Below are 22062 nucleotides of genomic sequence, written 5' to 3' on the forward strand. Positions count from 1 at the left end.
TCTAGCACTATCGGGTCTGCACCTGTACTGCCTCTCCGAACGTCGTCATATCTCCGGGGGCAATCACCAGGTAGCGCCGCTCCGGGGGCGCGGGATCTTTGACGGTTTGCCGGATCGGACCGGTCGCAGTAACGATCGCCGATCCCGCCGGATTGGTCATGAAGGCCGCCAGCGGTTGCAGGGGACCACCCCCGTCCGCGCGATCGGCCAGCGCGAGCACGTACTTCTGCTTTGGCTCGAGCCCCATGACGGACGCCTGCAACACCTGGATCAATCCCTGATCGAACAGCGCAACGTTGGTCGGCGGCTGTCCGTCCTTGGCGTCCTTTGCCGCAAGCGACAGATGCGAGGCCTGGGCGGCGACACCAAGAGGCTGCAGGTTCTGGCGATCGTCGGGATCTGGAGCAGCATTGGGCACATAGGCAATCGCCTGGGGCGCTTGTCCGACTGGAATGTTTGCGATCACGGTGTTGCTTGCAGTGTCGATGGCCGCGAGTGCATCGGCATTCTCCAGTCCAACATAGATGCGCGACCCGTCGCCGGACGGCCACACGCCGTGCGGAAGATTCCCGACCGGGATGGTTGCGGCTTGCGAAAAATCGTCGGTGCGGAATACCTTGACTTCGTTCAAGCCGCCGATTGTTACATAGGCAAACGTTCCCTTCGCCGTATGAGCGAAGTTCACGTGGTTGGTGATCGGGCCTGTGTCGATCGTCTTGATCAGGTTGAACGGCGGCCTGGCGTTGAACACCTGGGTCTTGCCGACATCCTTGAGCGTGAACCACACCTGGTTCCCGTCCGGCGTCGCGGCGATGTTCGGACAGAACGGGCTTTCCTGCTGGACCTTTGCAATGATTTCGTGGTCAGCGACGGATACGACGTCGGTTTCCGGATTGAAGGACGAGCAGATATAGCCGTATTTGCCGTCGGGCGAGAAGATCTGCATGCCGGGCCCGTTAGGCGTCGTGATGCGCGTCTTCTCCGTGAAGGTCTTGCTGTCAATCACGGAGATATAGTTCTCGCCGCGCACAGTTACCCAGACCTCCGTGCCGTCGGGAGTGAAGAACGCTTCATGCGGAGAGCGGCCGACATAGGTCATATGTTTCACGGCATTCGTGGCAGTGTCGATAAAGGTCACGGAATTCGATCCGATCGAAACCACGGCCAGCGTGCGATGATCGGGCGAATAGCCCATGCCATGGACGAGAACCTGGCCCTTGTAGAGAGGGCTGAAATTGGCTGGCTGCGGATCTCCCAACCTGATCACGCCGAGGAGCTTGTTATCGACCGGGTCAGTCACCGAGACCGTGTTGGAGAACTGTTCCGCGGCATAAACGCGGTCGTGATGGCTGATCGGGACATCAGGCGCGGATAGCGCGCCGGGCGCCTGGCCCGCCCACGCACTGCCACAGGCCGCAAGCATCGTGCTTGCAAGAAGAAGGCTTTTGGCGATTGAGAACAGCTTGCTCATTTTCATCATCCTTTGGTTAAAGGCCAGCAGCTTTCGTGACGTCAGCCACCGCTTCGGCAAAGGCTTGAGGAGCCTCCTGCGGCAGATTGTGCCCGATGCCGCCCGTGATGGTCCGGTGCGAATATTTGCCGAAAAACATCTTTGCATAGGTCGCAGGGTCGGGATGCGGCGCACCGTTCGCGTCACCTTCCATGGTCATGGTCGGCACGGTGATAACCGGACGCTGGGCGAGCCTTCTCTCCAGATCGTCGTATTTCCGTTCGCCCTCGGCGAGGCCGAGCCGCCAGCGGTAATTATGGATCGCGACCGCGACATGATCGGGATTGTCGAATGCCTTCGCGCTGCGATCGAAGGTGGCGTCGTCGAACGCCCACTTCGGCGACGCGAGCTGCCAGATCAGCTTGGAGAAGTCGTGACGATATTTGTCATAGCCGTCTCGCCCGCGTTCGGTCGCGAAATAAAATTGGTACCACCATTGCAACTCGGCCTTTGGAGGCAGTGGTTTCTTTTCGGCTTCGGGGTTGCCGATCAGATAACCGCTCACCGAGACCATGGCCCTGCAGCGTTCCGGCCAGAGTGCCGCGACGATGTTAGCCGTCCGCGCGCCCCAGTCGAAACCGGCGAGCGTCGCCTGCTCGATCCCGAGCGCGTCCATCAGCGCGATAGTATCGACGGCGACTGCCGACGGCTGGCCGTTGCGGATCGTCGCATCCGAGAGAAAGCGCGTGGTGCCGTAACCGCGCAAATAGGGCACAACCACGCGATAACCCGCCGACGCCAGCAAGGGCGCGACATCGGCAAAACTGTGAATGTCGTAGGGCCAGCCATGCAGTAGGATGACGGGCGCGCCGTCGGCGGGACCGGCTTCGGCGTAGCCGACATTGAGAAGCCCTGCGTCGACTTGCTTCAGCGACGCGAACGAGGTGTTCGTGCTCGGCTTGAAGGTGCGCGCATCCCAAGTCTTCTTGCTCGCTGATTGCGCGTCGGCGGAGTCGTTGAGGGCGAATTGGGCGGCGGCGAGGATCGTCGCTGCTGTGCCGAAGAAGCGCCGCCGATCGTGATTGATCTTTTCTGACATCTTGATGTTCTCCTGATCGTTGCATCTTCGTGCGCTGATGAGTTCGCCCGCCCTTGCCGGTTTGGTTTGCAATGCCACGATCAATTCACCAGCTGGAGGCCTCGTTACCGTAATGGCGTGTCCATCTGCATGCCGGAGTGGTGATGTTGCGCCGGACTGGAAGCCGGTTGCTGTTGCGTTGGAGCAGGCGTGGAATTCGCTACGGATTCGCCAATAGCAAGTTTCATGGCCGCGATTTCCTGAACCTGGTCGACAATGATCTCCTGCGCGATGCGCCGCAGCTGTTCGTTCTTGCCATAGCGCAATTCGCTGACCGCCATCTCGATCGCGCCCTGATGATGAGGGATCATCATTGCTACGAAATCGCGATCGATATCGCCGGTCGGCTTGATCGCCATATCGTTCATCATCTTGATCATTGCCGCCTCGTTCTCTTTCCAGAACGGAGCTTCGTCGACGGTGGCTGCCGGCGACGCAGGCGGGTGGTGTTCCTGCGCCATCACATGTGACGGAAGGGCAAACGCGAGAAGAAGGCGCGCGCCGAGGAACGCAGCGCCGAGACCATGCTTAGGGAGGTGGCCCAAGAATGCCATTGCGACGCCGCGAAACGATGACTGATGCATTGTCAGCTCCATGACTGGTGTGTTGGGGGTGTGACGTGCCGGGGGGCGTCTTATTCCGCCGCGCCTGCAAGAAACTCCGGAGCGGCGGCTCGCCGAATCTTGAAAAGCGCAATCGTTGCAAGGACAAAGGATCGTCCAGGGAGACCGATCACATAGACGTTAGGATTGCTGGCACCTAGCGGCGGGCTCGCATTTATCGGGCCGAAAGGACATGCCCCGAAGCTGGCCGATTACGTCCATCGCATCTTGAAGGGTGCCAACCCGCCGATTTGCCCGTCCAAGCGGCGGATTGGGCTCAGCTTTTCCCGCAAAGCCAAATCCGCCTCTCTCTCGCAATACGGCGCTGGGTTACGCTTCGCTAACCCGCCCTTACCAACCGGGCTCAACAGATTCGCGGATTATCGCCGGCGTCGCAAACGCCTCCGGGCTGGTTCTGGAGCGACAGGTCGGATTTCGCGGTGGCCAGTGCCGGCATCCGGGGATGACTGTAGAGCCAGTGGTCCGCCGGCGCGGACTTCGCATGGTGCGTCTGTACGACGTATCGCTCGGCCGCTGAGGTCTCGTGAGCCGCGGCTGATGTTGTGAGCATGGCGACCGCAATCAATCCCGCCGAAAAGAGTTGAATTGGAGTCATCGAACGTCTCCTTTGGGTTTGGGCTTCAGCAAGCGCGAGGACGTTTACCCTCACTGCCGCCACCCGTTGCGCTCTCGTCATGACGAATCGCGCGGCGTTTTATTCCGGCTCGGCTGGGTTAGCTTGCCCTAATCGAAGGTTTGTGATGGACGCCGTTTAGATGCTGCTCGCAGGGCGGATTACCGAAACGTAATCTGAACCGCCTCGTAACGATTGGGGAACTAAGCGCCTCTATCACACACGAGGTCAATCAGCCGATTGCAGCGGGGCGCAACAACGTCATTGCGGCGCTGCATGTCTTGGATCGGAACCCTCCGGATTTGCAGGAGGTCAGAGAAGCGTTCGCCGCTGCTGTTAAGGACGCTGACCGAGTTGGTGCCATCGTCGGTCGAATGCGTGCGCTTATGCAGAAAGCGTCGGCCCGATTAGGGTGGATATGAACGAGGATCTGCAGGAAGTGATTGACCTTACCCGAGGAGAAGCACTGAAGAACGGAGTCTCAGTGGAGAGCCAACTCCCGAAAGGTCTGCCTATCATTGCAGGTGATCGGGTCCAACTCCAGCAAGTCGTGCTTAACCTCGTTCTCGACGCCCTGCAGGCGATGGGCGCAGTTAGTGAGGGCGCTCGACAGGTGATAATCACCACCCGTCAGATCGAATTGAACGATCTGTGCGTTGGGTTAAAACAATCTCGTCCATCATGAATGACCCTCGAACCCAGCGTTGGTCGATTTCATCAGACTAAGCGCTCGGTGCTTTGTCGGTCAGGGCTGGCCGGACAATTTGACTTCGCACCTCGTTGGGCAGCAGTGGCCGAAGCCGCTCGAATTGCTCCTCGCTCAACCAGAATTCGCTGAAATCCACGCTCCCGCTGATGCGGAGCCTGAATCACATTCCGGTTGCCGAAGGAATCCCGCTTATGGGCCTTGGTCGTCTCCCTTCAGCCCCAACCAGCGCAGCGGTGAAGGCGCGCAGAGCGGGAGGAACATGCCTCCGGCCAGGGTGATAAAGCGCGAGGCCCGGCGAGGTCGGCACCCACGTGTCGAGCACCGCGACGAGCCGGCCGGCTGCGAGATCGTCTCCGACATGCGCCTCCCAGAGATAGGCAAAGCCTGCCCCGGCGAGCGCTGCCTGTCGCATGAGACGCGGATCGTCGAGGATGAGCGTACCCGGCACGTCGATCGTCAGCGGCTTGCCCTCTCCGCGGAACTCCCATCGATACATGGGGCCGCTCGGCCAGCGCGCGCGGATGCATTGGTGATCCATGAGTTCGCCTGGCACCGTCGGCGTTCCGTTGGCGCGCAGATAATCTGGCGAGGCCGCGACGACGAAGCGAAGATCCGGCCCGAACGGGATCGACATCATGTCGCGGGGGACCGCGTCGCGCGTGCGTATACCGGCGTCGCAACCGTGCGCGACGATGTCGATCAGATGATCTTCCGTGATGAGATCAACCGTCACTGCCGGATGGCGCGCGCGGAAGTCAAGCAAATGCCGCAGGACGATGTGATCGGCGACCGCGACCGCGCAATTAATCCTGAGCGTGCCGCGCGGTTCCGCGTCGCTCGCCTCGGGCGTTGCCATCGCACCCTGGATTTCAGCCAGCGCCGGCGCGATCGTGGCGATGAATCGCGAGCCCGCGTCCGACGGCGTCACGCTCCGCGTTGTCCGGTTGAACAGCCGCGTGCCAATCCGCTCCTCCAAACCAGCGACCGCATTGCTGACAGCAGTCGGTGACACGCCCAGGTCGCGTGCCGCCGCACGGAAGCCGCCCAGTCGTGCCACGGCGACGACAGCTTCCAATTCCAACAGTCCTGAGTACCGCATTGATCCTGTTTCCATGACAGCGTGTCATGCATAGTCGCACTTATCGTAGCATGCCCCGGATGCTACGTCCTGTCCAACGACATGGAGATGCAATGAATATCGACGAAATTTACATCGACGGACGTTTTGTGGAGCCGCATGGCACGGAGCTGTTCGATCTGCACAACCCCTTCACCGGCGAGCTTACTGGAACAGTTCGGCTCGGTGATCGCGAGGATGCGAAGGCGGCGATCGCTGCGGCGGGACGCGCGTTCCCCGCTTGGTCTCGGACCGACAAGGCCGAGCGCATCGCGCTACTTCACCGGATGCACGAGGCGGTGACGCGCCATAAGGATCGCCTGCAAGACGCGATTGCGCAGGAATTCGGCGCTCCCGTCGCGCGGTCCGGTTTCATGGTGACGCACGCCGCCGATGCCTACCGCCATGCGGCCGACGCGCTCGAACAGACCGAGTTGGAGCTTTCAGTCGGCCAGTCACGGGTGCGGATGATGCCGATTGGGGTTGCTGCGCTCATCATGCCGTGGAACAACAATGCCGGCTTCATCGGTACCAAGCTCGCCTACGCACTCGCCGCGGGTTGCACGGCCGTCCTCAAGCCGAGCGAAATGAGCGCCTGGCAGACGCAGGTGCTGGTGGAGGCGCTCCACGAGGCGGGCGCACCGCCCGGCGTGTTCAACGTCGTCACCGGGCGCGGCGATGTGGTCGGCGCCGAGTTCACCGTGAACTCCGGCGTCGCCAAGATCTCGTTCACCGGGTCCACTCCCGTGGGCAAGTCGATCCAGCGCGCTGCCGTCGATACCATGAAGCGAGTGACGCTGGAACTCGGTGGCAAGTCGCCGACGATCGTTCTCGACGATGTCGACTTCGCCAGCATGATACCCGTCGCCGCCCGGATCGGCATGGGCAATAGTGGCCAGGCGTGTGTCAACGGCACCCGCATCCTAGTGCCGGCATCGCGGCGCGACGAAGCGGTGGCCGCGCTCAAGGCGGCGGTCGAGCAGATGACGTCCGGCGATCCGCGCGACCCCGAGACTGTGATCGGTCCCATGGTCAGCCGGACCCAATATGATCGGGTCCAGCACTATATCCGCGCGGGCATCGACGCGGGTGCGACCCTGGTCACGGGCGGCGAGGGTCACCCGGAGGGAACGGGCGGCTTCTGCGTGCGGCCAACCCTGTTCGCCGACGTCACTAACGACATGGTAATCGCGCGCGAAGAGATCTTCGGCCCGGTGCTGTGCGTGCTCACCTATCGCGACGATGAGGAGGCGATCCGCATCGCCAACGACACGCCCTACGGCCTGTGCGCCTACATCCTCGGCCAGGATACGAAGCGCATCCACGCGATCGCGGACCGGCTAGAGGCGGGCACGATTGGCATCAATGGGGCTGCGCCCGACGTGCGGGCGCCCTTCGGCGGCGTGAAGCAGTCGGGCATCGGCCGCGAGTTCGGTATCTTCGGCCTCCAGTCCTATTTGGAGCCGAAAACGTTGCTAGAGTCGGTGCCTGCATGAAGCCGAGCACGCAGGAGGGTCTGCGCGTGCTGGCCGAGATCAGGGGCGAAGCCGCCGCTAAATCCATGGCGGAAAAGATCGGCGCCGTAGGGGCGCAGGGCGCGCTGGCCGAATTGTCGTGCGACTTCGTCTTTGCCGGGGTGTGGTCGCGCGAAGGGCTCAGCCGCGCACAACGCAGCCTTGTCACCATGGGCGTCCTGATCGCGCTCGGGTTAACGGAAGAACTCGGCAATCACCTCCAGGCAGGTCTCGCCAACGGCCTCTCGCGCCAGGAGATCGACGAGGCGATCATACAGGCCGCTCCCTATGCGGGCCTGCCGGCTGCCTGGCGCGCGGCTGACCGATGGCGGCAAATCCTTGGCGAGCATCGCGGCTGATCAGCCAAGTCGCAATTCACGTAAATTGCGATCAACAGAAGGGTTTGGAATGGATAAGCAGGTTTGGTTCATTACCGGATCGACACGCGGCTTTGGCCGCGCGATCACACTCGCTGCGCTGGAGGCTGGTCATAACGTCGTCGCTACGGCCCGGCGTCCGGAACAACTCTCGGACCTCACGGAGCAGTTTGGGTCGGCCGTGATGCCGCTCGCGCTGGACGTCACCGACGCGGCCGCCGCCCTCAGCGCCATTGCGGCAGCGGTCGAGCGGTTCGGCCGACTTGATGTGGTCGTCAACAACGCCGGCTACGCCAATGTCGGCCCGATCGAAACCATCCCCGACGGCGATTTTCGCGCCCAGTTTGAGACCAACTTCTGGGGCGTCTACAATGTCACCCGGGCGGCGGTGCCGGTGCTGCGCGAGCAGAAATCGGGAACGATCGTTCAATTCTCATCGATCGGCGGTCGCGTAGGGGGCACGCCGGGACTGGGCTCCTACCAGGCGGCCAAGTTCGCAGTCGATGGCTTCACCCGCGTCCTGGCCGCCGAAGTGGCGCCGTTTGGTATCCGCTGCCTCGTCATCGAGCCGAGCGGCTTCGCCACCGATTGGGCAGGATCCTCGATGCAGATCGATGCGGTTGACCAGAACTATGCGGCCACGGTCGGCGTCTCGGCCGACATGATGCGCTCCCATGACCTCATGCGGGCTGGCGACCCGGCGCGGGCGGCGGACATTCTGGTCCGCACGGTAGCTCGCCGCGACGTGCCTTCACACCTGCCGCTTGGCGCCTACGCTGCCTCCAGCGCGATCGCGTACGCGACCCAACAGATCGCTGATGCTACCCGTTGGCAAGGTGTCAGCGCCTCTGCCGACTTCGCTGAAGCGTTCCCGATAGATATTCCGGCGACGTGATAGCGGAGCAGGGACCGGGCAACGGGTGAGATTATTGGCCGCGTTGGCTAGATCGTGCACCCGGGTTGAACGGCACGGGCCTCTTGCGTAAAACGGCGCCATGACAATGGCGTCCGACCCGAAAACGATCCCGCAATCCGGCCCTCTCTCCGCAGAGGCCAATCAGGCTGCCGCGCTCGCCGCCTATGGCGGCGTGCTGACCGTCGATCTCGACGCGATCATCGCCAATTGGCGCAAGCTCGAGAAGACGGCGGTGCCGGCGGAATGCGCGGCGGTGATCAAGGCCGACGCCTATGGCTGCGGCGCCGCCGAGGTCTCGCGCGCGCTGAGCAAGGCCGGCTGCAAGACCTTCTTCGTTGCCACCATCGAGGAAGCGCGCAAGGTGCGCGCAGCCGTTCCGGAACCCACGATCTACGTGCTCGGCGGCTATTTCCAGAACACCGGCGAGCACTATGCCCAGATCAACTGCCGGCCCGTGATCGGCGATCTCAACGAGCTCGCCGAATGGGACGTGTTCTGCCGCCGCACCGGCTGGAACGGAGGCGCTGCCGTTCACATCGACACCGGCATGAATCGGCTCGGCCTGACCTTATCGGATGCGCAGGCCATCATCCCCCGCATCAACGCCGGGGATCACGGCATCACGCTGGTGATGAGCCATCTGGTCTCGGCCGAGCAGCTCAACAGCCCGATCAATGCAAGACAGCTCGCGACCTTCCGCAGCATCGCCAGTGAGTTCTCGGGCGTCCCGGCGGCCCTTGCCAATTCCTCCGGCATCTTCCTCGGCGCGCCCTTCCAGTTCGACCTGGTGCGACCGGGGGCTGCGCTCTATGGCGTCAACCCGACCCCGGAAGCCGACAATCCCATGCAGCAGGTGGTCGACCTCAAGGCACGCATCGTGCAGATCCGCACCATCGAGCGCGGCGAGACCGTCGGCTATGGCGGTACCTGGACGGCGCGGCGGCCGACCAAGCTTGCGATCATCGCGGTCGGCTATGCCGACGGCTATTTCCGTGCCGCGAGCTCCAATGACGGCACCCGCGGCGCCGAGGTCATCGTGGCCGGCAAACGCTGCCCGATCGCGGGCCGCATCTCCATGGACCTGATTGCCATCGACATCACCGACCTGCCGCCGAACGCGGCGCGACGCGGCCACATGGTGACGCTGCTCGGAGACGGCATCACCGTCGACGAGCTCGCGCACCATTTCGGCACCATCGGTTACGAGGTGCTGACCAGCCTCGGCCACCGCTATGCCCGCGTCTACAAGGGCGGCAATGTTGTCGAGCCGCTGGTCAAGCCTGAACTCGTGCAAGCGGCCGAGCCGCCGCCGGTCGAGCAGCCCGCAAACCCTCCGCGACCGCCGAGCTAAGCGACTCGTGCCCCGGACGCAGCGCGCCGCGATTCGCGGCGTAGTGCGCTGCAGAGCCGGGGCCCATCTCTCAACAGCATACCGTGTCGCCTTCTCGGTCCCGGCTCGCGCTCCGCGCGTCCGGGACGCGAGGTCTACTGCTTCTTCCGGCTGTCGATCGCCGTCTTGCAGGCAGCGCTGAGCTGATCGCGCTTGCCGTTGAGGCAGGCAACGACGCGGCCGCCGCCCGGCGCGACGCCGGCGCAGAATTTGTCATAGTCCGCCTTGCACGCGCCGCGCGGATCGGACGATTGTGCCGATACGCCTCCGGAGAACGCGATGACGAGTGCGATGGCAACAAAGCTCAACTTGGACATTGGATCTCCGGTGACGGAAGGCAGGAGCCGCTAGCTCTACATGAAGATCGCGACATTCAACATCAACAACATCAACCGCCGCCTGCCCAATCTGTTGGCATGGATGCGCGTCGCGAAGCCCGACGTCGTCGCACTTCAAGAGTTGAAGGCAAGTGATGGCGAATTTCCGGCGGCCGCCATCGAAAAGGCCGGCTACGGCGCGGTGTGGTGTGGACAAAAGACCTGGAACGGCGTCGCCATCCTCGCCCGCAACGCCGCGCCCGTGATGACCCGCGATCGCTTGCCGGGAAAGGCGAGCGATCTCGAAGCCCGCTACATCGAAGCCGCCGTGCGCGGCATCATCGTCACCAGCATCTATCTGCCGAACGGCAATCCGCAGCCGGGACCGAAATTCGACTACAAGCTCGACTGGTTCGCGCGGCTGAGGCGCCACGCCAAGACCTTCATCAAGCACGACCTGCCCGTGGTGCTCGCCGGCGACTACAACGTCGCGCCGACGGAAATCGACATCTACCCGACGCGCTCGTGGGACAAGGATGCGCTGATCCAGCCAAAGAGCCGCGCCGCGTTCGCCGCGCTGGTCGAACAAGGCTGGTGCGATGCGATCCGCGAGCTGCATCCGGGCCAGCGCATCTACACCTTCTGGGACTACAAGCGAAACCGCTGGCTGCGCGATGCGGGCCTGCGGCTCGATCATCTCCTGCTCAGCCCCGCCCTCGCCCCGCGTCTGGCCAAAGCCGGCGTCGACAAGAACATTCGCGGCGAGGATGGCGCGAGCGATCATGCGCCGGCGTGGGTGGTGTTGCGGTGACCCTCACCACAAATTCCTGCCGTCGATCACGTTCACCGGCACGGCATCGAGATCGAAGTCGTCGAACAGGCGCGCATTGACGGCGACCTTGGGATTGTCGAAGTCGGGCTTGCCGCTCGACCAGTCCGGCGACTCCGAATAGGTGCCGCAGCCGCAAGCCGCGCAAAAATGGTGTTTGACGGTGCGGCTGCCCCAGAGATACGTCGCGACGTTCTCCGCCGGTGACAGCAATCGAAACTGCGCCGGCGCGTAATAGGCCCACAGCGCGCCGCGCTTGGCGCAGAGCGTGCAGGTGCAGCGCGTCACGCTCGAAGGCGCCTCCGTCACCTCGAACACCGTCTCACCGCAATGACAACTCGCCTCGATCGGCATGATCCGCTCTCCCCATTTGTCAGGAGAGGGTCGTAGCCCGCCCCTGCTGCCAACATGCTGTCAGCAGCGCGGGATGCCAGGACAAAAATATGAAAAACAACCCCATGCACAGTAGCCGACCCCTGTCCGTTCAATGACTTGCGCTTATTCGGAGTTCGGTTTGACTCGTCGGGCAAAACACTGGCAGGATGTCAGCATCCAGGAACTCCACAGGTGCCTCTCGGCGGCGGCGAGTACTCTTCGGGAGGCTCGACGCGATCCGCGTTATTGCTGATGGCCGGTGCACTGCCCGATAGCTGCCCTCGCGTAGAACGCATCGCTCGGGGCGCGGCCCGCGGCTAAACTCTCCCGATTCGTGGAGATCGCCTTGGCCTTCCTCTTCGTTCTCATCGTCGGCCTCATCGCCGGCACCATCTCAGGCATCGTCGGCACCGGCTCGTCGATCATGCTGATGCCGGTGCTGGTCTATGCCTATGGGCCGAAGGAGGCCGTGCCGATCATGGCCGTGGCTTCGGTGATGGCGAATTTTTCCCGGATTTTGGCGTGGTGGCGCGAGGTCGATTGGCGGGCCTGCGCGGCCTATTCGGCGACGGGCATTCCGGCGGCTGCACTCGGTGCGCGGACGTTGCTGGCGCTGCCCTCGCATGCGGTCGATCTCGCCATCGGCAGCTTCCTGATCGCGATGGTGCCGGTGCGGCACTGGCTGGCACGGCATGACCTGAAGGCCAATCTCTGGCATCTCGCGATCGGCGGCGCGGTGATCGGCTATCTCACCGGCATCGTGGTCTCGACCGGCCCGCTCAGCGTGCCGCTGTTCCTGTTCTATGGCCTGTCCAAGGGCGCTTTCCTTGCCACCGAGGCGGCCTCCTCGCTCGGCCTCTATTTCGCGAAATCAGTGACCTTCGAGCGTTTCGGCGCGCTGACGGGCGACGTCTTCATCAAGGGCCTGATCGCGGGCTCCTCACTGATGTCAGGCGCTTTCATCGCAAAACGTTTCGTGCTGCATCTGAAGCCGGACGTGTTCCGCCTCGTGATGGACGCGATCATGATCGCGGCCGGGCTCTCGATGCTTTGGAACGCAGCTCAGCCGTGACACGGCGGCGGCTCAGGCAGCGAATTCCGGGGTGATCGATGGGCTCTCGGTGATGACGCGGCTCGCCGCCGCCGGCTGCCCGTCGAGCCAGTGCAGCACGGCCTCGAGCGGCTGCGGCCGCTGATAGAGGAATCCCTGCCCGAGCCCCACGCCCATCTCACGCATGGCCTCGGCCTGATCGGCCCGCTCGATGCCTTCTGCGACCAGGGTCAGCCCCAGCGTGCCGGCGAGCGATGCAATGACGCCGACGATGGCCTTGTCTTCCGCGCTGTCCGGTATCTCCCGGATGAACGCCTTGTCGATCTTGACCTTGTCGAGCGGGAAGCGCCTGAGATGCGCGAGCGAAGAGTACCCGGTGCCGAAATCGTCGAGTGCGATCGTGGCGCCCAAGCGCCGCAGGCGATGCAGCGTCTCGGAGGCGCTGGCGATGTTGTTGATCAGCGATCCCTCGGTGATCTCGAGTTCGAGCAGCGATGCCGCGACACCGAAGCGCGCGCAGGTCGCGCGCAGCTCGGCGGCGAGCGAATGGTCGGCAAGCTCGGACGGCGGCAGATTGATCGCGATCCGGATCTGCGGCCTGCCGGCGGCTGCCAATCGTTGCAACGCCCGGCAGGCATCGGTCAGCACGTAGCGGGTCAGCCGCGCATTGTTGCCGCTGCGCTCGATCAGCGGCAAGAATTCGCCGGGACCGATCAAGCCATGTTCAGGATGGCGCCAGCGGATCAGCGCTTCCAGACCGACGACCTCGTGGCTTTCGAGATCGACCTGGCTCTGGTACCAGACCTCGAACTGCCCTTCGGCGAAACCGGTGGGAATGGCAAGCTCGATATCCCGGCGGCGGCGATAGTCGCGCTGGAGCGCTTCGTCCAGCACGGCGACCGTGCCGGGCGCCTTGCTCTTGGCATGATAGAGCGCGATGTCGGCGAGCGTCGGCAGATGCGACAGCTCCGGATCGTCGGCGTGGCGCACGGCAAGACCGATGCTGGCGCGCGGCACCAACTGCTTGTCGTGAAGCCGGATCGGTTCGGAAATGGCATCGAGCACCTGCTGTGCGAATGCGTGCGCGGCCTGCTCGTTGCTCACCTCGGGACGAATGACGACGAACTCGTCGCCGCCGAGCCGGGCAACCCAGTCCTCCGCTTCGACCGCGCCACGAAGACGCTGCGAAATCTGAACCAGGAACGCGTCGCCGGCCTCGTGACCGAAGGTGTCGTTGATGCCCTTGAAGTCGTCGAGATCGATGAAGCAGAACGCGACCAGCGTATCCGGCGAGCCTCCGTCCCCGCTTGCCACGGCAAGGCGCTCGGTCAGGGCGCGCCGGTTCGGCAGCCCGGTGAGCGGATCGTGCGTGGCCATGTGCCCGAGCCGGTCCAGCGCGCCTGACGTCGTGTGCTGCATGCCGTTGAAGGCGCGCGCGAGTTGACCGAATTCGTTCGAGGATGTGACGTCGGCCGGATAGGCGCGGCCGTCCTGCTTGCTGCGCTGGATCGCCCACATCATGGCCGCGAGCGGCCTGCCGATGAAGATGTTGGCTGATATCCGCATGGCGATCAGCGTCGCAAACGTTGCGAGCAGGCCGACGACCAGCAGCAGCACCAGGCGGCTGCCCGCATCCGCATACAGCGTCGTACGGGAATAGGCGATGGCGATGCGGCCGGCCTGAACGGCCATGTTGCCGTTGCTGTAGTGGATGGGGCGCGAGACCTCCGCGACCGACTGGCCTTCGGGGCGCGCGACCACGCGGGCGATCGCGGCGCCGGTGTCGTCATAGACCGCCGCCGCCGCGATGGTCTCGTCGTGCATGATCTCGTTGAGCACGCCCGTGACCTGATCGTAGCGCATCTTCCAGAGCGGCTCGGCGATCAGCTCGGCCCGGCTCTCGGCGACGCGGACCATGCGGGCGTCGAGCTGCCTGACCCGCGACCAGAAGCTCGATGCTTCGACGCCGGCGGAGGCGAGCAGTTGCACCAGCAGCAGAACGGGCACGGTGGCCCAGATCATCGCGTGGACGACCGAGCGCAAGCGCGGTGGCGCTCCCTCCTGGTTGCAGTCCGGATCGATCATCGCCTCATCCTTGCGCATCAGTCCGTGACGCCTTCGGCAAGCGGCAGCGACGAGATGAGCGCATCGAGAGAGAAGTCGTATTGGCCGCAGCGGCCGGCCTTCGCCCGGAACCGCGTAAAGTCGATCCGGTCGAACGCACGCATCCTGATGAGGTCGCCGATCGAAGCGAGATTGTCGCGCGTGATCGCCGACGTCTTGACCTCGACGCGGGGGGAAACGGCTGCGAAATCGCAACCGTCGGCATAGTCGCGCAGGAGAACAATCGACCAGCCGCCGAGCAGGAAATGCCCGCCGTCGGTCAGGAGCAGACGACCCGCCTTGATCTCGCGCAGCGCGTCCTCGGACCAGTTGAGACCCACCACCTGGATATTCCGACCGGGCACGAGACCGGCAGCGATCACCGCGTGCAGCGCGCCGAGTGCCATCGGATCGTTTCCGGCCCAGATGCCGGCAGGCCGGATCTCCTTGCGAGAAGCCCAGCCCAGGTAGTTGGCTGTGACCCGCTCGGCCTCCGACTCCGTCCAGTTGGCGAACAGAAGTCGGTCCACCACGACGTCTGGCGCGGCATCCACAGCGAGCTTGAGACCGGCGTTACGGGCGATCGAGGCGGGCGTGATCTCGTCGCCGCCGATGCCGAGAATGTGGATCTTGCCGTCGGGGCTCTGCCATTTCTCGGCACGCGCCACGCCGATCAGCGCATTGGCCATCCGGGCGCCCGCGGTTTGAAGATCGGTGGTGATGTCGCCGAGCCAGGTCTTGAGCTTCTGACGTGGCGGTCCAAGACGCGCCGCATCCTGGCCGATCAGCGTGTTCGAGAGCAGCAGCGTCTTGACGCCCGCAGCCTCGGCCGCCTCCAGGATCGGGACGGCGGCGGACTCCTCGTTCGACAGGATGAGGAAATCGGGCTTGTCGGGACGCGCCACCACGCTAAAGCCGAGCTCCTGCATGGTGCGGTAATTCCGCTCGCTGGTCAGCACCTCGACATGCGCGTCGAGCTTGCGGCCGGCAGCCTGCATGCTCTGCGCGACCATGTCCCAGAAGACCTCGCCGGTCTTGCCGGGGTTGACGAAGACGATGTCGAGGGGCTTGGCAAGGCTACGGCCGGCGGACGCGAAAACGCCGCAGGCCATGCCCGCAGCGAGCAATATTCGCAAGAATCTCGTCATTTCTCTTCGCCGCCCCCCAATGGTTCCGAGATTGGACCTGCGTCCGCTAACATTTGGCAAAATCCAAGCGGGCACCGCAGCGCAGAGCTAACGAAAGGTATATCCACCGTGCCGAATCGAGATCATGGAAGCGCCGGCGATCAGGGCGCTATTTCCGTGCTATCAGCAATCTGAAACCCGCGACTCGCTATCCTCATGGCCAAATCCACCCTTTCCTTCGTCTGCCAGAACTGCGGCGCGGCCTATAACCGCTGGCAGGGCAAATGCGAGTCCTGCGGCGAGTGGAGTACGCTCGCGGAAGAAGACACCGGCGGCAACGTGCCGGTGTCGATCCGCTCCAAGCGCAAGGGGCGGACGTTTGCGCTGGAGAGTCTCGCCGGAAAAAGCCCGGATGCGCCGCGCCTGTCCTCGGGGATGACCGAGCTCGACCGCGTCACCGGCGGCGGCTTTGTCCGCGGCTCGGTGCTGCTGGTCGGGGGCGATCCCGGTATCGGCAAGTCGACGCTGCTGACGCAGGCGACCAGCCTGCTGGCGCGCGCCGGCCATCGCGTCGTCTACATCTCCGGCGAAGAGGCGGTCGCCCAGGTGCGGCTGCGCGCCGAGCGGCTCGGCCTGTCGGACGCGCCGGTACAGCTCGCGGCCGAAACGTCCGTGGAGGACATCGTCTCGACGCTGTCGGAGGGCGCGGTGCCCCGGCTGATCGTGATCGACTCGATCCAGACCATGTGGACCGACACCGTGGAGTCCGCGCCCGGCACGGTGACGCAGGTGCGCGCTTCGGCCCAGGCGCTGATCCGCTTCGCCAAGAAGACGGGAGCGGCCATCATCCTGGTCGGCCATGTCACCAAGGACGGCCAGATCGCAGGGCCCCGGGTGGTCGAGCACATGGTCGACGCGGTGATGTCGTTCGAAGGCGAAGGCTCGCAGCAATTCCGCATCCTGCGCGCCGTGAAGAATCGCTTCGGGCCGACCGACGAGATCGGTGTGTTCGAGATGACGGGCCTCGGCCTGCGCGAGGTCACCAACCCCTCCGAATTGTTCCTGTCCGAGCGCGATCTCGGCACGCCCGGCACGGCAGTCTTTGCGGGCATCGAAGGCACGAGGCCCGTTCTGGTCGAATTGCAGGCGCTGGTCGCCCCGACCTCGCTCGGCACTCCGCGCCGGGCCGTGGTCGGCTGGGACCCGAGCCGACTCTCGATGGTGCTGGCCGTGCTGGAGGCCCATTGCGGGGTCAAGCTGTCCGGCCACGACGTCTATCTGAACGTCGCGGGCGGCCTGCGCATCCAGGAGCCCGCGGCTGATCTCGCCGCTGCCGCGGCGCTGGTGTCGTCCCTGGTTAATGCGCAGTTACCGACCGATGCGGTCTATTTCGGCGAGATCTCGCTGTCCGGCGTGGTGCGCCCGGTGGCGCAGACCCCGGCCCGGCTGAAGGAAGCGGCGAAACTGGGCTTTCAGCGCGCCGTGCTGCCCGAATCGGCCCGCGGCGAGGCGGGCGGCGATGCCGGATTGTCGCTCAACGCGGTGAACAGCCTGACGACGTTGGTGGCCGAGATCGCCGCCCGCGGCTCCCGCCGGAGCGAATCGAACCCGCCGGCCGAGAAAAATGCCACACCGGCAAGATTCCGCCGTGAACAGGGTTAGCTGGAGGTGACGTCGCAGGTCCCCACCGCTATACAGCCGTCACAAAAGCAGCATGGGATTGCGTGGTTGCGGCCTTGCCGGGAACGCCGTCTGCCCTTCTTTTAGGGCAACGGCCAAACACCGATTCGGCTAGAGCATCTTTGAAGTACGAGCGGACCAGACCAGCCGATGCCAGTAACACTCCTCGACCTGATCCTGCTCGGTGTGATGCTGATTTCGGGCCTGCTCGCCATGGTCCGCGGCTTCATGCGCGAAATCCTGTCGATCGCAGCCTGGGGTGCGGCTGCGATCGTGACGCTCTATTCCTTCTCGAAGCTGCTGCCGACCGCCAAGAGCTATTTCAACAACGACACAGTCGCGAGCGTAGTCGTCGTTGCGGGCGTATTCGTCGGCACCCTGATCGTGGTCTCCGTGATCACGGTCCGGATCTCCGACATGATCCTGGATTCGCGCATCGGCGCGCTGGACCGCACCCTGGGTTTCCTGTTTGGCCTGGCTCGCGGCCTTTTGATCGTCGTGGTCGCCTTCCTGTTCTTCACCTGGCTGGTGCCGGACAAGCAGCGTCCGGACTGGGTCACGGGGGCCAAGTCGCGCGTGGTGCTCCAGGGAACCGGGGATTGGCTGATGGCCCTCTTGCCTGATGATCCCGAGAACACCATCTTGAAGAGATTCAAGAAAAACAAACCAGATGATGATCAAGCTGAATCCGAGCAGCAGCCTTCGGGCAGTGGCGACGGATACAGCAAATCTGCTCGTGACGGCATGAAAAAGCTGATCGAGAAACCTGCGGCGCGTTGATAGAGCCCTAAAGAGAGGCGCGGACGAGATGCGACACCCTGACCAGGACGCCCAACTTGATCTCGATCCAAACGCCGGTCCGGGTCCGGCCGCGCTGGAACTTCAGGACGATCTGGAAGGCGATACGTTGCGCGAGGAATGCGGCGTCTTCGGCATCTACGGTCACCCTGATGCGGCCGCGATCACCGCGCTCGGCCTTCACGCCCTCCAGCACCGCGGCCAAGAGGCCGCCGGCATCGTCTCCTACGACGGCAGCCGCTTTCACTCGGAACGCCGCCTCGGCCTCGTCGGCGACACCTTCTCCCGCCGCGAGGTGATCGACCGCCTGCCCGGCAGTGTGGCGGTCGGCCATGTCCGTTATTCCACCACCGGCGCCACCATCCTGCGCAACGTGCAGCCGCTATTCGCCGAGCTCAATGCCGGCGGCCTTGCAGTGGCCCACAACGGCAATCTCACCAACGGCCTGACGCTGCGCCGCGAGCTCGTGAAGCACGGCGCGATGATGCAGTCGACCACCGACACCGAGGTGATCCTGCACCTGGTCGCGCGCTCCAAGCGCGCCCGTTTCATCGAGCGCTATATCGACGCGCTGCGCGAGATCGAGGGCGCCTACGCGCTGGTCTCGCTGACCAACAAGAAGCTGGTCGGCGCGCGCGATCCGCGCGGCATCCGCCCGCTCGTGCTCGGCGAGCTCGACGGCTGCCCGATCCTGACCTCGGAGACCTGCGCCCTCGACATCATCGGCGCGCGCTTCGTGCGCGACATCGAGCCGGGCGAGGTCATCGTGTTCGACGAGAACGGCCAGGACATCCACAAGCCGTTCCCGCCGATGGCGCCGCGCCCCTGCATCTTCGAATACATCTATTTCGCTCGCCCGGATTCCATCGTTCACGGCCGCTCGGTCTACGAGGTGCGCAAGGCCTTCGGCGCGCAGCTCGCGCGCGAGAGTCACGTGCCGATCGACGTCGTGGTGCCGGTACCGGATTCCGGCGTGCCGGCCGCAGTCGGCTACAGCCAACATTCCGGCGTGCCGTTCGAGCTCGGCATCATCCGCAACCATTATGTCGGCCGCACCTTCATCCAGCCGACGCAGGCGATCCGCGAATCCGGCGTGCGCATGAAGCATTCGGCCAACCGCGCCGCGATCGAAGGCAAGCGCATCATCCTGATCGACGACTCGCTGGTGCGCGGCACCACCTCGAAGAAGATCGTGCGCATGATGCGCGATGCCGGCGCCAAGGAAGTGCATTTCCGTCTCGCTTCGCCGCCGATCCTCTATCCGGATTATTACGGCATCGACCTGCCCGACCGCGGCGGCCTCCTGGCCGCAACACACTCGCTGGAGGAGATGCGCGAGATCATCGGCGCCGACTCGCTCGCCTTCCTGTCGATCGACGGCATGTACCGCGCCATGGGCGAGCCCGGCCGCGACCCCGCCAATCCGAAATTCTCGGACCACTGCTTCACCGGGGCCTATCCGACCCACCTCACCGACCAGACCCAGACCGAGCCGCAGCCGCGGCAATTGTCCCTGCTGGCGGAAGCGAGCTGAAGGCGCAGCCGTCATCCCGGGGCGGTCCGTAAGGACCGAACTATGGTGCGCACTTCCGCATCTGAGAACCTCGAGATTCCGAAGTTGCGCTCCGCACGCCCGGAATGACGGTGTGGTGGGGGCTTGTCCCGGCCGTCCACGCCTGTAAAACCCCGACATGACAAAGCCCCTCGCCAACCGCATCGCTCTCGTCACCGGCGCCTCGCGCGGTATCGGTTTCGCCACGGCACGCGCGCTTGCCAAAGCCGGTGCGCACATCGTCGCGGTCGCACGCACGCAAGGAGGGCTGGAAGAACTCGACGACGAGATCCGCAAGGACGGCGGCAGCGCCACCCTGGTGCCGCTCAACCTCACCGATTTCGACGGCATCGCGCGTCTCGGCGCCGGCCTGCACGAGCGCTACGGCAAGCTCGACATCCTCGTCGGCAATGCCGGCGTGCTCGGGCCCTCTTCACCGATCGGCCACATCGAGCTGAAGGCCTTCAACGACGTGATGGCCGTCAACGTTTCCGCGAACTTCCAGCTGATCCGCTGCATGGAGCCGCTGCTGAAGCAGTCCGACGCCGGCCGCGCAGTGTTCATCACCTCGGGCGCCGCCAACAAGGCGACCGCCTATGTCAGTCCCTACGCCGCCTCCAAGGCCGCGCTGGAAACGCTGGCGCGCGCCTGGGCGCAGGAGACCGCGAACACGCCACTGCGCGTCAATTTGTTCAATCCGGGACCGATCCGCACCCGCATGCGCGCCACGTTCATGCCGGGCGAGGATCCTGCGACGCTCGACACACCCGAGCAGGTTGCCGAATTCATCGTCCCGCTGTGCGCGCCCGACTGGACCGAGACCGGCAAGTTCTACGATTACAAGACCCGCACCTTGATGAGCTTTCAGTCGCCAGCATGAAGGCGAGCGGTTTGTCGAACCATCGCGGGTGACGACGATACCGCCGAGGTCGATACCGGAAAACGCATCCAGAAATTCAAGCTGACATCGGACGCGCTCAAATAGCGTCTCAACGCATTTTGCCCAAAAGTTAACCGACGGATCACGCTGCGACGCAGCGTCATCCGGCTTTAGGCGCATTGCCGCCAGCCGTCGGACACGGTAGAGCCAACAGCAGGAATAAGGCTCCGCAAGAGAGCCGTCCGAATATTTGACAATGGAGGAGACCTTTCATGACGACGTTCGCGCGCCGCTCCGCGGCCCTTCTGGCTTGCGCCGCTTTCGGTTTTGCATCATCCGCCTACGCTCAGGACAAGACCGTCACGATCGGCGTGCTCAACGACATGTCCAGCCTCTACGCCGATATCGGCGGTCCCGGCTCCGTGGCGGCGGTCAAGATGGCGGTCGAGGATTCGGGCCTGCTGGCCAAAGGCTGGAAAATTGAAGTCCTCAGCGGCGACCACCAGAACAAGCCTGATGTCGGCGTCAACATTGCGCGGCAGTGGATCGACACCCAGAAGGTCGACATGATCACCGACACGCCGAACTCCGGCGTGGCGCTGGCGGTCAGCAATGTCGCCAAGGAAAAGAACGTGGTCCTGCTCAACAATGGCGGCGCCACCGCCGACCTCACCGGCAAGGCCTGCAACGCCAACACCATCTCCTACACCTATGACACCTACATGCTGGCTAACGGCACCGGCAAGGCGCTGACGAAAGCCGGCGGTGGCACCTGGTTCTTCCTGACCGCCGACTACGCCTTCGGCGCCGCGCTCGAGCGCGACACGAGTGCCGTTGTCACCGCAAACGGCGGCAAGGTGCTGGGTGGCGTCAAGCACCCGCTCAACACCTCGGACTTCTCGTCCTTCCTGCTCCAGGCGCAGAACTCCAAGGCGAAGATCGTCGGGCTTGCCAATGCCGGCGGCGACACCACCAATTCGATCAAGCAGGCGGCCGAGTTCGGCATCGTCGAAGGCGGCCAGAAGCTCGCGGCGCTGCTGCTCTTCATCAACGACGTTCACTCGCTCGGCCTCAAGACCGCGCACGGCCTGACCTTCACGGAGTCCTTCTACTGGGATCTCAACGATGGCACCCGTGCCTGGTCCAAGCGCTTCCAGGAGAAGGTGAGCAACCACGCGATGCCGTCGATGACCCAGGCCGGCAACTATGCCGGCGTGATCCACTACCTCAAGGCGCTCGAAGCGCTCGGCGGCAATCCGCATGACGGCGCCAAAGTCGTCGCCAGAATGAAGGAAATCCCGACTGACGATCCGCTGTTCGGCAAGGGCCCGCTCCGCGAGGACGGCCGCCGCATCATCCCGGCCTATCTGTTCGAGGTGAAGAAGCCGGAGGAGTCGAAGGGACCGTGGGACTATTACAAGCTGGTTGCCAACATCCCGGCGGAAGATGCCGCCAGGCCGCTCAAGGACAGCGAGTGTCCGCTGGTGAAGAAGTGACCCCGTA

The 22062-nt window shown here is 64.1% G+C and carries 20 protein-coding genes; 12 read left to right on the plus strand and 8 right to left on the minus strand.

From position 1 onward, the window contains the following. Positions 1-7: 7 nt before the first annotated feature. The 3 genes from BRAD3257_RS22275 to BRAD3257_RS22285 form a co-directional block, all read right to left on the minus strand. The gene (locus BRAD3257_RS22275) at positions 8-1477 is read right to left on the minus strand and encodes a YncE family protein (RefSeq protein WP_122403592.1); all 1470 of its coding nucleotides are present in this window, start codon (positions 1475-1477) and stop codon (positions 8-10) included. Between the two features lie 10 nt (positions 1478-1487). Beyond that, entirely contained in the window at positions 1488-2549 is a 1062-nt protein-coding gene (locus tag BRAD3257_RS22280; protein ID WP_122406714.1) for an alpha/beta fold hydrolase, read from the minus strand. Positions 2550-2653: 104 nt separating this feature from the next. Further along, positions 2654-3172: a DUF305 domain-containing protein gene (locus BRAD3257_RS22285; protein ID WP_244607663.1), complete on the minus strand. Its 519-nt coding sequence runs from the start codon at positions 3170-3172 to the stop codon at positions 2654-2656. Between the two features lie 1070 nt (positions 3173-4242). Here BRAD3257_RS22285 and BRAD3257_RS22300 point away from each other — a divergent pair. Beyond that, positions 4243-4509: a hypothetical protein gene (locus BRAD3257_RS22300; RefSeq protein WP_122403595.1), complete on the plus strand. Its 267-nt coding sequence runs from the start codon at positions 4243-4245 to the stop codon at positions 4507-4509. 184 nt (positions 4510-4693) lie between these two features. On the opposite strand, the gene BRAD3257_RS22305 is transcribed toward BRAD3257_RS22300, so the two are convergent. After that, the gene (locus BRAD3257_RS22305; RefSeq protein ID WP_244607664.1) at positions 4694-5608 is read right to left on the minus strand and encodes a LysR family transcriptional regulator; all 915 of its coding nucleotides are present in this window, start codon (positions 5606-5608) and stop codon (positions 4694-4696) included. Between the two features lie 116 nt (positions 5609-5724). Between BRAD3257_RS22305 and BRAD3257_RS22310 the strand changes: the two genes are divergently transcribed. The 4 genes from BRAD3257_RS22310 to alr all read left to right on the plus strand — a co-directional run bounded on the left by BRAD3257_RS22310 (position 5725) and on the right by alr (position 9808). Continuing rightward, positions 5725-7146 (plus strand): aldehyde dehydrogenase family protein, encoded by a 1422-nt coding sequence (locus BRAD3257_RS22310; RefSeq protein ID WP_122403597.1) that lies wholly within the window; start codon positions 5725-5727, stop codon positions 7144-7146. A 26-nt stretch (positions 7147-7172) separates the two neighbouring features. Continuing rightward, positions 7173-7523 (plus strand): carboxymuconolactone decarboxylase family protein, encoded by a 351-nt coding sequence (locus tag BRAD3257_RS22315; protein WP_197711503.1) that lies wholly within the window; start codon positions 7173-7175, stop codon positions 7521-7523. A 49-nt stretch (positions 7524-7572) separates the two neighbouring features. Continuing rightward, a complete protein-coding gene (locus BRAD3257_RS22320) occupies positions 7573-8436 on the plus strand; it encodes an SDR family NAD(P)-dependent oxidoreductase (RefSeq protein ID WP_122403599.1) in 864 nt (287 codons plus the stop codon). Positions 8437-8542: 106 nt separating this feature from the next. Beyond that, entirely contained in the window at positions 8543-9808 is a 1266-nt protein-coding gene (alr, locus tag BRAD3257_RS22325; protein WP_162500604.1) for an alanine racemase, read from the plus strand. Between the two features lie 134 nt (positions 9809-9942). On the opposite strand, the gene BRAD3257_RS22330 is transcribed toward alr, so the two are convergent. After that, the gene (locus BRAD3257_RS22330; protein WP_122403601.1) at positions 9943-10164 is read right to left on the minus strand and encodes a cysteine rich repeat-containing protein; all 222 of its coding nucleotides are present in this window, start codon (positions 10162-10164) and stop codon (positions 9943-9945) included. 40 nt (positions 10165-10204) lie between these two features. Between BRAD3257_RS22330 and BRAD3257_RS22335 the strand changes: the two genes are divergently transcribed. Continuing rightward, positions 10205-10975 (plus strand): exodeoxyribonuclease III, encoded by a 771-nt coding sequence (locus BRAD3257_RS22335; RefSeq protein ID WP_122403602.1) that lies wholly within the window; start codon positions 10205-10207, stop codon positions 10973-10975. 3 nt (positions 10976-10978) lie between these two features. Here BRAD3257_RS22335 and BRAD3257_RS22340 read toward each other — a convergent pair whose 3' ends face one another. Next, positions 10979-11347: a GFA family protein gene (locus BRAD3257_RS22340; RefSeq protein ID WP_122403603.1), complete on the minus strand. Its 369-nt coding sequence runs from the start codon at positions 11345-11347 to the stop codon at positions 10979-10981. A gap of 367 nt (positions 11348-11714) precedes the next feature. Here BRAD3257_RS22340 and BRAD3257_RS22345 point away from each other — a divergent pair, with 367 nt between their 5' ends. Further along, a complete protein-coding gene (locus BRAD3257_RS22345; RefSeq protein ID WP_122406716.1) occupies positions 11715-12440 on the plus strand; it encodes a sulfite exporter TauE/SafE family protein in 726 nt (241 codons plus the stop codon). Between the two features lie 12 nt (positions 12441-12452). On the opposite strand, the gene BRAD3257_RS22350 is transcribed toward BRAD3257_RS22345, so the two are convergent. Both BRAD3257_RS22350 and BRAD3257_RS22355 read right to left on the minus strand, forming a co-directional pair. Further along, positions 12453-14522 (minus strand): putative bifunctional diguanylate cyclase/phosphodiesterase, encoded by a 2070-nt coding sequence (locus BRAD3257_RS22350; protein ID WP_122403604.1) that lies wholly within the window; start codon positions 14520-14522, stop codon positions 12453-12455. After that, entirely contained in the window at positions 14522-15670 is a 1149-nt protein-coding gene (locus tag BRAD3257_RS22355) for an ABC transporter substrate-binding protein (protein ID WP_122403605.1), read from the minus strand. Before BRAD3257_RS22355 ends, BRAD3257_RS22350 begins: the two co-directional genes overlap by 1 nt. A 195-nt stretch (positions 15671-15865) precedes the next feature. Here BRAD3257_RS22355 and radA point away from each other — a divergent pair, with 195 nt between their 5' ends. The 5 genes from radA to BRAD3257_RS22380 all read left to right on the plus strand — a co-directional run bounded on the left by radA (position 15866) and on the right by BRAD3257_RS22380 (position 22055). Beyond that, a complete protein-coding gene (radA, locus tag BRAD3257_RS22360) occupies positions 15866-17311 on the plus strand; it encodes a DNA repair protein RadA (RefSeq protein WP_122403606.1) in 1446 nt (481 codons plus the stop codon). A gap of 168 nt (positions 17312-17479) precedes the next feature. Continuing rightward, positions 17480-18109: a CvpA family protein gene (locus BRAD3257_RS22365; protein WP_122403607.1), complete on the plus strand. Its 630-nt coding sequence runs from the start codon at positions 17480-17482 to the stop codon at positions 18107-18109. 28 nt (positions 18110-18137) lie between these two features. After that, positions 18138-19661, plus strand: a complete 1524-nt coding sequence (gene purF, locus BRAD3257_RS22370; protein ID WP_122403608.1) for an amidophosphoribosyltransferase — start codon at positions 18138-18140, stop codon at positions 19659-19661. Positions 19662-19818: 157 nt separating this feature from the next. Beyond that, positions 19819-20559, plus strand: a complete 741-nt coding sequence (locus BRAD3257_RS22375; RefSeq protein ID WP_122403609.1) for an SDR family NAD(P)-dependent oxidoreductase — start codon at positions 19819-19821, stop codon at positions 20557-20559. 272 nt (positions 20560-20831) lie between these two features. After that, positions 20832-22055, plus strand: coding sequence for an ABC transporter substrate-binding protein (locus tag BRAD3257_RS22380; protein ID WP_122403610.1), 1224 nt, complete (start codon positions 20832-20834; stop codon positions 22053-22055). Positions 22056-22062 lie beyond the last annotated feature (7 nt).

It is taken from the genome of Bradyrhizobium vignae (assembly GCF_900324035.1).
Classification (GTDB): Bacteria; Pseudomonadota; Alphaproteobacteria; order Rhizobiales; family Xanthobacteraceae; genus Bradyrhizobium; species Bradyrhizobium vignae.

Coding starts and splice junctions, on each gene's coding strand:
- BRAD3257_RS22275 (WP_122403592.1), bottom strand. CDS start 1,477: ATGAAAATGAGCAAGCTGTTCTCAATCGCCAAAAGCCTTCTTCTTGCA.
- BRAD3257_RS22280 (WP_122406714.1), bottom strand. CDS start 2,549: ATGTCAGAAAAGATCAATCACGATCGGCGGCGCTTCTTCGGCACAGCA.
- BRAD3257_RS22285 (WP_244607663.1), bottom strand. CDS start 3,172: ATGCATCAGTCATCGTTTCGCGGCGTCGCAATGGCATTCTTGGGCCAC.
- BRAD3257_RS22300 (WP_122403595.1), top strand. CDS start 4,243: ATGAACGAGGATCTGCAGGAAGTGATTGACCTTACCCGAGGAGAAGCA.
- BRAD3257_RS22310 (WP_122403597.1), top strand. CDS start 5,725: ATGAATATCGACGAAATTTACATCGACGGACGTTTTGTGGAGCCGCAT.
- BRAD3257_RS22320 (WP_122403599.1), top strand. CDS start 7,573: ATGGATAAGCAGGTTTGGTTCATTACCGGATCGACACGCGGCTTTGGC.
- alr (WP_162500604.1), top strand. CDS start 8,543: ATGGCGTCCGACCCGAAAACGATCCCGCAATCCGGCCCTCTCTCCGCA.
- BRAD3257_RS22330 (WP_122403601.1), bottom strand. CDS start 10,164: ATGTCCAAGTTGAGCTTTGTTGCCATCGCACTCGTCATCGCGTTCTCC.
- BRAD3257_RS22335 (WP_122403602.1), top strand. CDS start 10,205: ATGAAGATCGCGACATTCAACATCAACAACATCAACCGCCGCCTGCCC.
- BRAD3257_RS22340 (WP_122403603.1), bottom strand. CDS start 11,347: ATGCCGATCGAGGCGAGTTGTCATTGCGGTGAGACGGTGTTCGAGGTG.
- BRAD3257_RS22350 (WP_122403604.1), bottom strand. CDS start 14,522: ATGCGCAAGGATGAGGCGATGATCGATCCGGACTGCAACCAGGAGGGA.
- BRAD3257_RS22355 (WP_122403605.1), bottom strand. CDS start 15,670: ATGACGAGATTCTTGCGAATATTGCTCGCTGCGGGCATGGCCTGCGGC.
- radA (WP_122403606.1), top strand. CDS start 15,866: ATGGCCAAATCCACCCTTTCCTTCGTCTGCCAGAACTGCGGCGCGGCC.
- BRAD3257_RS22365 (WP_122403607.1), top strand. CDS start 17,480: ATGCCAGTAACACTCCTCGACCTGATCCTGCTCGGTGTGATGCTGATT.
- purF (WP_122403608.1), top strand. CDS start 18,138: ATGCGACACCCTGACCAGGACGCCCAACTTGATCTCGATCCAAACGCC.
- BRAD3257_RS22375 (WP_122403609.1), top strand. CDS start 19,819: ATGACAAAGCCCCTCGCCAACCGCATCGCTCTCGTCACCGGCGCCTCG.
- BRAD3257_RS22380 (WP_122403610.1), top strand. CDS start 20,832: ATGACGACGTTCGCGCGCCGCTCCGCGGCCCTTCTGGCTTGCGCCGCT.